At 63.7% G+C, this 6,776-nt stretch carries 7 protein-coding genes; 6 read left to right on the top strand and 1 reads right to left on the bottom strand.

Going from position 1 to position 6,776, the window contains the following annotated elements; translation table 11 throughout:
- Window positions 1-144 precede the first annotated feature (144 nt).
- Complete coding sequence (locus L288_RS30955; protein ID WP_021238087.1) at window positions 145-1,776, top strand: CTP synthase; 1,632 nt, start codon at window positions 145-147, stop codon at window positions 1,774-1,776.
- 207 nt (window positions 1,777-1,983) lie between these two features.
- Here L288_RS30955 and L288_RS30950 read toward each other — a convergent pair whose 3' ends face one another.
- On the bottom strand, window positions 1,984-3,120 hold the full coding sequence (locus L288_RS30950) for a PQQ-dependent sugar dehydrogenase (RefSeq protein WP_031304305.1): 1,137 nt from the start codon (window positions 3,118-3,120) through the stop codon (window positions 1,984-1,986).
- A gap of 238 nt (window positions 3,121-3,358) precedes the next feature.
- Between L288_RS30950 and rimP the strand changes: the two genes are divergently transcribed.
- From rimP to L288_RS42330, 5 genes are all read left to right on the top strand, one after another.
- The gene (gene rimP / locus L288_RS30945; protein ID WP_021238085.1) at window positions 3,359-3,883 is read left to right on the top strand and encodes a ribosome maturation protein RimP; all 525 of its coding nucleotides are present in this window, start codon (window positions 3,359-3,361) and stop codon (window positions 3,881-3,883) included.
- Between the two features lie 12 nt (window positions 3,884-3,895).
- Window positions 3,896-5,467: a transcription termination factor NusA gene (nusA, locus tag L288_RS30940; RefSeq protein ID WP_021238084.1), complete on the top strand. Its 1,572-nt coding sequence runs from the start codon at window positions 3,896-3,898 to the stop codon at window positions 5,465-5,467.
- 5 nt (window positions 5,468-5,472) lie between these two features.
- A complete protein-coding gene (locus L288_RS30935; protein ID WP_021238083.1) occupies window positions 5,473-5,709 on the top strand; it encodes a tautomerase family protein in 237 nt (78 codons plus the stop codon).
- A 195-nt stretch (window positions 5,710-5,904) separates the two neighbouring features.
- Window positions 5,905-6,561, top strand: a complete 657-nt coding sequence (locus L288_RS30930; RefSeq protein ID WP_021238082.1) for a DUF448 domain-containing protein — start codon at window positions 5,905-5,907, stop codon at window positions 6,559-6,561.
- Between the two features lie 68 nt (window positions 6,562-6,629).
- The coding region (locus tag L288_RS42330) for a translation initiation factor IF-2 associated domain-containing protein (protein ID WP_152522058.1) at window positions 6,630-6,776 on the top strand (147 nt) is incomplete at its 3' end.

Genomic DNA, 6,776 nt, shown 5'->3' with positions numbered 1-6,776 from the left:
CGAAGGTCAGGCCGGCGGCAACGCCAATGGCGGCGCGGTCCCGCTCGCCAACTGATCTTTCTTTCCCATTTCCGATCTTTTTTGCTCGCGCGTGGATTCGCGCGCTTGCCCAACTCGTTTGTAAAAGGCTAAGCCTCTCCTCCCATGGCGCGGTATATTTTCATCACCGGCGGCGTGGTCTCCTCGCTTGGCAAGGGCCTGATGGCCGCTTCGCTTGCAGCTCTGTTGCAGGCGCGAGGGTTCCGTGTGCGCATTCGGAAGTTCGACCCCTATCTCAATGTCGATCCGGGCACGATGAGCCCGTATCAGCATGGCGAAGTCTATGTGACCGACGACGGGGCGGAAACCGACCTTGACCTCGGCCATTATGAGCGTTTCACGGGCGTTTCGGCGCGCCAGTCGGACAATGTGACGCAGGGCCGCGTCTATCAGACGATCATCCAGCGCGAGCGGCGCGGCGATTATCTGGGCGCGACGGTGCAGGTGATCCCCCACGTCACGGACGAGATCAAGGCCTTCGCCACCGCCGACACCGACGATCTGGACTTCGTGCTGTGCGAGATTGGCGGCACGGTGGGCGACATCGAATCGCTGCCCTTCATGGAAGCGATTCGCCAGTTGCATAATGATCTGGATCGCGGCCAATCGATCTTCGTCCATGTGACGCTGGTCCCCTATATCGCCGCCGCGGGCGAGTTGAAGACCAAGCCGACGCAGCATAGCGTGCGGGAATTGACGTCGCTGGGCATCCAGCCGGACATATTGCTGTGCCGTTGCGAACATCCTCTGCCCGACAGCGAGCGCGCGAAGATCGCGCTGTTCTGCAATGTCCGCAAGGAAGCGGTGATTCCGGCGCTGGACGCCAGCAGCATCTATGCCGTGCCCGCGCAATATCATGCCGAAGGGCTGGATGAGGAAGTGCTGCGCGCCTTCGGGATTGAGGGCGCGCCCAAGCCGTCGCTCGACCGCTGGATCGACATCATGGATCGCCAGCAGAATCCCGAAGGCGAAGTGACGATCGGCGTCGTCGGCAAATATGTCGGCCTGCCGGACGCGTACAAGTCGCTCTACGAGGCGCTGACCCATGGCGGCTTCGCCAACCGGGTGAAGGTGAACATCAAGTGGATCGACGCGGAACTGTTTGAAAAGGGCGATGACGTCGCCGCCAGCCTGGAACCGATGCACGGCATCCTGGTGCCCGGCGGCTTTGGCGTGCGCGGGTCGGAAGGGAAGATCGCCAGCGTCCGCTTCGCGCGCGAACGCAACGTGCCTTTCTTCGGCATCTGCCTTGGCATGCAGATGGCCTGCATCGAAGGCGCGCGGAACACGGCAGGCATTGCCGACGCGTCCACCACTGAATTTGGCGAAACGTCGGAGCCGGTCGTCGGACTCATCACCGAATGGATGAGCAGCGAGGGGCTCCAGAAACGCACGGCCGAGACTGATCTGGGCGGCACGATGCGGCTGGGCGCTTATCCGGCCAAGCTGACCGGCAACAGCGTCGTCGCCGGCATCTATGGCGTGGAAGAGATTAGCGAGCGCCACCGCCACCGTTACGAGGTGAACGCGGGCTATCGCGACGCGCTTGAAAAGGGCGGCCTGATCTTTTCCGGCATGTCGCCTGACGGCACTCTGCCCGAAATTGTCGAGCGGCCGGACCATCCGTGGTTCGTGGGCGTGCAGTTCCACCCGGAGTTGAAGTCCAAACCCTTCGACCCGCATCCGCTGTTCGCCAGCTTCATCGAGGCGGCGGTGAAGCAGAGCCGGTTGGTTTAAGGCTGGCACGCGCCGCTTCCGGCATGTCTTCGTCGTCCCGCGCGGGCGGGAACCCGGATTTCATCCCGCCACAAGGCGGGAAGACGGGTCCGCGCCTTCGCGGCGATGACGATTAATGCCTCCGTTCGTTTCGAGCGAAGTCGAGAAACGATGGGGCTACGCTTTCCATTTCTCGACTTCGCTCGAAACCAACGGAGGTGAGGCTGGTCAACTGGCAGGCGTCAGCTTGAGCAGCCGCCCCTGCGACCCCTGACCGCCATCCTCCAGCAGCCAGAGAGCGCCGTCCGGCCCTTGCTCTACCTCGCGGATGCGCGCGCCCATGTCCCACTGGTCCGCCTTCGCCGCATTCTCTCCGTCCAGCTTCACGCGCACCAGCGACTGGCTCGACAGGCCGCCGATGAAGAGGGAATTTTTCCACTGCGGGAACAGGTCGCCTGAATAATAAAGCAGGCCAGCGGGCGAGATCACCGGGGTCCACCAGACTTTCGGCGCTTCGAAGCCGTCACCCGCGCTGTGATCGGGGATCGGCTTGCCGTCATAATGGTCGCCATTGGACACTTTGGGATAGCCATAGTTGAGCCCTGGCTTGATGAGGTTGACCTCATCCCCGCCCTTGGGCCCCATCTCCTGCTCCCACAGCCGCCCGTCCTTGTCGAAGGCGATGCCCAGCAGGTTGCGGTGGCCATAGGACCAGACGGCAGGATGAAAGCCCTTCGCCGCGAGCGGGTTTCCAGCGGCGGGCGTGCCGTCGAGGTTCAGGCGCAGCACCTTGCCAAGCGTGGCCTTCGGGTCCTGCGCCGGATCGAACTTCTGCCGCTCGCCATTGGTGAAGAAGAGATATTTCCCGTCCGGTGAAAAGGCGATGCGGCCGGAATAATGGCCGTTGCCATCGACATAGGGCGTGGCGCGGAAGATGGTCTTCACGCCGTCCAGTTTCGTGGTGCCGTCGCTCGCCTGGTTGAAGGTGCCGGTCGCCAGCGCGACGCCCTTGCCGCCGGGCCCGGCCTCCGAAAAGCTGAAATAGACTTTCCTGTCGCGCGCGAAGCCGGGGGAAAGGACCACGTCCATCAGCGCGCCCTGGCCCGCGCTGTCGGCCTTCGGTATGCCCGCGACCGGAATCTTGGTCCCGTTCTTCGGGTCGAACAGGATCATCTCGCCCGCCTTTTCGGTGATGAGCGCGCGGCCGTCGGGCAGGAACGTCATGGCCCAGGGCGAATCGAAATCGGCGATGACGGATGTCTTGAACGGCTTGTCCGCCACGCCGCTGCTATTCTGTCCCGTGGCGTTGTCAGCCGAGCAGGCGATGAGGATGAGGGGCAGGGCTGTGATGAGTGCGCGGTCCATTCCAATCTCCATTCGTCCTGAGCCTGTCGCGCCGGAGGCGGCGTTTTCTACTTCTGCAAGAAAGCGAAGGGCTTCGGCAAGCTCAGCCCGAACGGATGAAATGGGCCAGGATTAATTTTGTTGCAGATTTTCCACACGCCCCTTATATCGCCCTTGCTTCCTTACATCGTCAAACATGTCGGGGTCGCGGGCGGAAAGCCTGCGGCGGGGAAGGCGCATATATTTTGCTGGAGACTGCATGGCGGACATCGCCGAACTGACCGCGCTGATCGAACCGGAGGTGAAGGCCCTGGGCTTCGACCTCGTGCGCGTGAAGCTGTTCGGGTCGGGTGACGAATATACGTTGCAGGTCATGGCGGAAAATCCGGCGACCAAGCAGCTCGTAATCGAAGATTGCGCCACCATCTCGCGCCGCCTGTCCGATGTGCTGGACGAGGCTGATCCGATCGAGGAAGCCTACCGGCTGGAGGTCAGCTCGCCCGGCATCGACCGGCCGCTGACCCGCCTCCACGACTATATGGAATGGGCCGGGCATGAGGCGAAGATCGCCACGGCGGAGGCTGTCGCGGGGCGCAAGAGCTTCCGGGGCACGCTGAACGGCGTCGAGGGTGGGAACATCCAGTTCAAGGACAATAAGGCCGGGGATGTCTCCATCCCCTTCGCGCTGGTCGGCGATGCCAAGCTGATACTGACCGACGCGCTCATTTCTGCTAGCATGCCGCTCTCATCCGATGGGGCGGACGAGTTCGAAACCGAAGAGTAAGGGTTCACGACCATGGCCAACGCCATTTCCGCCAACAAGGCCGAGCTGCTCGCCATCGCGAACAGCGTCGCCAGCGAGAAGATGATCGACAAGGCGATCGTCATCGAGGCGATGGAAGACGCGATCCAGCGCGCCGCCCGCGCGCGCTATGGTGCGGAAAACGACATCCGCGCGAAGCTGGACCCCGATAGCGGCGACCTGCGCCTGTGGCGCGTCGTCGAAGTGGTCGAGGCCGTGGACGATTATTTCAAGCAGGTCGACCTCAAGCAGGCGCAGAAGCTGAAGAAGGATGCCGTCATCGGCGACTTCATCGTCGATCCGCTGCCCCCGATCGACCTTGGCCGCATCGATGCCCAGTCGGCCAAGCAGGTGATCTTCCAGAAGGTCCGCGACGCCGAGCGCGAGCGTCAATATGAGGAATTCAAGGACCGCGTGGGTGAGATCATCACGGGCGTCGTCAAGTCCGTCGAGTTCGGCCATGTCGTCGTGAACCTGGGCCGGGCCGAGGGCGTCATCCGCCGCGACCAGCAGATCCCGCGCGAAGTCGTCCGCGTCGGCGACCGCATCCGGTCGGTGATCCTGAACGTGCGCCGCGAAAATCGCGGGCCGCAGATTTTCCTGTCCCGCGCGCATCCCGAATTCATGAAGAAGCTGTTCGCGCAGGAAGTCCCCGAAATCTATGACGGCGTGATCGAGATCAAGGCCGCCGCCCGTGATCCGGGCTCGCGCGCCAAGATCGGCGTGATCAGCCGCGACGGCAGCATCGATCCGGTCGGCGCCTGCGTCGGCATGAAGGGCAGCCGCGTGCAGGCGGTCGTGCAGGAAATGCAGGGCGAAAAGATCGACATCATCCCCTGGTCGGAAGACACGGCGACCTTCGTCGTCAACGCGCTCCAGCCCGCGCAGGTCGCCCGCGTCGTCATCGACGAGGAGGAGGAGCGCATCGAAGTCGTCGTTCCCGACGATCAGCTCTCGCTCGCCATCGGCCGCCGTGGTCAGAATGTCCGCCTCGCCAGCCAGCTGACCGGCAAGGCCATCGACATCATGACCGAGGCCGACGCGTCCGAAAAGCGCCAGAAGGAATTCGTCGCCCGCTCCGAAATGTTCCAGAACGAGCTGGACGTGGACGAAACGCTGTCGCAGCTGCTGGTGGCCGAAGGCTTTGGCGAGCTGGAAGAAGTCGCCTATGTCGAGGTGGACGAGCTGGCCTCGATCGAAGGGTTCGACGAGGAACTGGCCGCCGAGTTGCAGAGCCGCGCGCAGGAAGCGCTGGAGCGCCGCGAGGCCGCTGCCCGCGACGAACGCCGCGCGCTGGGCGTCGAGGATGCGCTGGCCGACATGCCGCACCTCACCGAAGCCATGCTGGTGACGCTGGGCAAGGCGGGCGTGAAGACGCTTGACGATCTCGCCGACCTTGCGACCGATGAACTGATCGCCAAGAAGCGCGTCGATCAGCGCCGCCGCCGTAATGAAGGCAGTGAGGACAAGGGCGGCATCCTTGCCGAATATGGCCTGACCGAAGAACAGGGCAATGAGATCATCATGGCCGCCCGCGCGCATTGGTTCGAAGGCGAGGAGGCGTAAGGCTCATGCCGTTCATCGATATCCGTCTGGCCGGAAGCGCCACCCGCGAACAGAAATCGGCCATCGTCGCCGACATCACCAGGTCGATGGTAGAGCGGCTGGGCAAGCCCGCCGCCGCCGTGCAGGTGGTGATTTCGGAGATTTCGACGGAAAATTACGGGACGAACGGCATATTGATTGCCGATCGTCCGCCCGCGCCCAAGCCTGGGGAGGACGCCAATGCTGCGGTTACTCCCCAATGAGAGGCTAAGACCGGCATATAGCGCTGCTCTATCCGCGCCTTTCCATTTCAGGGGAAGGGCCGGGGGTGGGTGCGATTGGGTGGCAATCGCCAGCTACCAGGAAAGGGTGAGGGCGGATGCGCTTTGCGCGACCCACCCTCATCCAGAGTCACGTGCCTCTGGGCGGCCCTCCCTTGAAAGGGAGGGGCTGATCCTGTGACCGAACGCAAGTGCATCCTCTCCGGCGATCGCGCTGATCCCGAAGGGCTCGTGCGGCTGGCCATCGGACCGGCTGGTGAGGTGCTGCCCGATATCCGCGCAAAGGCGCCCGGCCGTGGCGCATGGATCGGTGTGCCGCGCGCCGAGCTGGAGCAGGCGCTAACCAGGGGCAAGCTCAAGGGCGCGCTGTCCCGCGCTTTCAAGACCGGCGATCTGCACATTCCCGATGCGCTGCCGGACCTCATAGAGGAGGGGCTGCGCAAGGCGCTGCTCGACCGGCTGGGGCTGGAGGCGCGGGCGTCCATGGTCCTCACCGGCTCTGAAAAGATCGACGTGGCCTGCCGTCAGGGCAAGGTCGAACTGCTGCTCCACGCCAGCGATGCGGCGGCGGACGGCAATCGCAAGCTGGACCAGGCCCTGCGCGTCGGGCAGGAGGCGGAAGGCACGGATTTGGCAGGCATCGTCTTGCCTGTGGACCGACACGCCCTATCTATGGCAATGGGGCGGGACAATGTCGTCCATATCGCAGTGACCGACTCGCGTGCCGCGTCGCGTCTGCGTACGGCCATCGGCCGCTTGGAAAGCTATCTGGGTTGCGCTACCGAGGCGCCCGCGCATGGGGAGCAGGACTCCGCCGGTGCGCAGGGCGTCTAGGCTGCATGGAATGAAGGCGCCGGCGGGCCTTACCAGCCGGGTTGAAGTGAAGGGTATAGTTCAGTCGTATGAGTGACAGCAAGGAAGACAAGCCGGTTCTGGGCCGCAAGCCGCTGGGCATCAAGCGGACCGTCGAATCCGGCCAGGTGCAGCAGCAGTTCAGCCATGGCCGCAAGAATACGGTCGTGGTTGAGGTGAAGCGGCGCCGCATCCTG

It is taken from the genome of Sphingobium quisquiliarum P25 (assembly GCF_000445065.1).
In the GTDB taxonomy this organism is placed as follows: domain Bacteria; phylum Pseudomonadota; class Alphaproteobacteria; order Sphingomonadales; family Sphingomonadaceae; genus Sphingobium; species Sphingobium quisquiliarum.
Note: the sequence above shows the minus strand (reverse complement) of the source record. Positions and strands in the feature narration are given on the sequence as shown.

Coding starts and splice junctions, on each gene's coding strand:
- L288_RS30955 (WP_021238087.1), top strand. CDS start 145: ATGGCGCGGTATATTTTCATCACCGGCGGCGTGGTCTCCTCGCTTGGC.
- L288_RS30950 (WP_031304305.1), bottom strand. CDS start 3,120: ATGGACCGCGCACTCATCACAGCCCTGCCCCTCATCCTCATCGCCTGC.
- rimP (WP_021238085.1), top strand. CDS start 3,359: ATGGCGGACATCGCCGAACTGACCGCGCTGATCGAACCGGAGGTGAAG.
- nusA (WP_021238084.1), top strand. CDS start 3,896: ATGGCCAACGCCATTTCCGCCAACAAGGCCGAGCTGCTCGCCATCGCG.
- L288_RS30935 (WP_021238083.1), top strand. CDS start 5,473: ATGCCGTTCATCGATATCCGTCTGGCCGGAAGCGCCACCCGCGAACAG.